The sequence below is a fragment of the Streptomyces acidicola genome (assembly GCF_009377235.1).
In the GTDB taxonomy this organism is placed as follows: Bacteria; Actinomycetota; Actinomycetes; order Streptomycetales; family Streptomycetaceae; genus Streptomyces; species Streptomyces acidicola.
In genome coordinates, this window is sequence record NZ_VMNX01000499.1 from 1 (window position 1) to 1766 (window position 1766).

General features: G+C 66.0%; 1 protein-coding gene and 1 pseudogene. One reads left to right on the top strand and one right to left on the bottom strand.

The window, feature by feature from the left end; genetic code table 11:
• Positions 1-299: 299 nt before the first annotated feature.
• Positions 300-845, bottom strand: coding sequence for an AAA family ATPase (locus FPZ41_RS46345; RefSeq protein ID WP_322621595.1), 546 nt, complete (start codon positions 843-845; stop codon positions 300-302).
• Positions 846-985: 140 nt separating this feature from the next.
• Between FPZ41_RS46345 and FPZ41_RS46350 the strand changes: the two are divergent.
• A pseudogene (locus FPZ41_RS46350) lies at positions 986-1539 on the top strand (LD-carboxypeptidase); the annotation flags it as partial.
• Between the last annotated feature and the right edge of the window lie 227 nt (positions 1540-1766).

The window sequence follows — 1766 nt, forward strand, 5'->3', positions numbered from 1 at the left end:
CACGCCCCGCCGACCGACCGCCTTCCAGCACTACCTCGACCAGCGCGAGATACCCCGGCCGAAGTCCTGGCGAACCCTGGGCAGCTGACCTCAGCGGCACCAAGATCCCCGACAGAGTCAAGCTTAGTGTCCCGGTGAGAGCCGTTCAGGTAGAGGCGGCAGTTCAGCCGAATCCGACCGTAGTGATCTGCGCCCCTGATGCCTTGTGAGGCTTACCTGCTGGCTCACCGTGACACAGTGCCCGGCTTCCGGCTGTTGAACGGCTCCTGCCCTGTGTGCCACGCCCGCTCTGATCCGGATTACCGGCCCGGGACCGCGCCGATGCGGGCCAGCACGTCGTCGGCCAACTCCCGCGGGCTCAGCTCGCCGTCCAGGAACACGGTGTCACGGGGCAGGGTGTCCACTGCGGCCATACACGACTCAATCTTGGACTTGCACCACCTGCGCACCCGCTCATCCTGCGCGGGATCGTCAGGCGTGAAGCTCCGCGCGTCGATCCGCTTCACCAGCACATCCTCGGAGACCTTGAGGAAGAAGTGGTGAGTAGCGATCCCCGCGTCCTTCAGCACACCGAAGATCTCCTCGACATAGCCGGGGTTGACCAGCGTCATGGGCACCACGACGGGTCGTTGATACTCCTTGACGAGTCCCACGGCAAGGTCCGCGACCTGGCGCCTCCACAGCCGCAGATCCTGAAAATCGCCGGTCGGGACCTCCACGATCTCGCGCAGCACGTAGCCGATCATCTCCGGGTCATAGACCAGTGCCTCGGGCCACCGCGGACGTAGTTCATCCACCAGCGTGCTCTTCCCGCTGCCGAAAGCGCCGTTCACCCAGACGATCACAGACATCTTCCCGTCGATGGATACCCACACCGGCCACAGCCGTCCCCGAAACCACACACTGCGACGCGAGGGTGGGGCCAGGACACACTGACAGATCATGCCCGAACCTCCGGGTACGGCACTATGGCAAAATCCAGCGCATGGCTGTTCGATGCCTGTCCTCCCTGCGTCCCGGTGACCGTGTTGGTGTCACCTCTCCGTCGAGCGGGGTCGCGGGAGAACTGCGTGAGCGCCTTCATGTCGCCGTTCGTGACGTTCAGGACCACGGGTACGAGGCCGTCATCGGCCGGTGCATGGACGGCTCCGGGCACGTCAGTACTTCGGCCGCTGACCGCGCGAGCTGATGTCGATGCTGGTCGACCCCACCCGCAGGGTCATCATGCCGCCGTGGGGCTGAGAGACCGCGATTGACCTGCTACCGCTGCTCGACTGGGACAGGCTGCGGGAGGCAGGGCCTACCTGGCTTGTCGGATTCTCCGACATATCGACTCTGATCACGCCGATTACTCTGCTCACCGGGACGGCGACCGTCCATGGCAACAACTTCATGGACACGCCCTGCCGAGTGCCCGAAGGACTGCGATCGTGGCTCGACATCGTCGCAGCGCCCACGGGGCACCGCTTCACCCAGACCCCGCCCGGTCGCCACCGGACCACCAGCTTCGACGACTTCGCCGCCTGCCCCGACATACGCGAGCCGGACCGTCGACATGTCGCCGGTGCTTCGGGAGGCCTGTACGGAGGCGGAGCGCGACGCTGTACGCGAGTACGCCCGCCGGGAACGGCGGGCCCGCGAGGACCCCGAGCGGCGATGACGTTGAGGAGCGGCTTCACACTCCGCTCGGCCTTTCACCCCAAGGTAGTGGCTGTACCGATGGTCCCCACGGCCGGAACTGGGGGTGCGGGTGGTGGGGGGAGAAG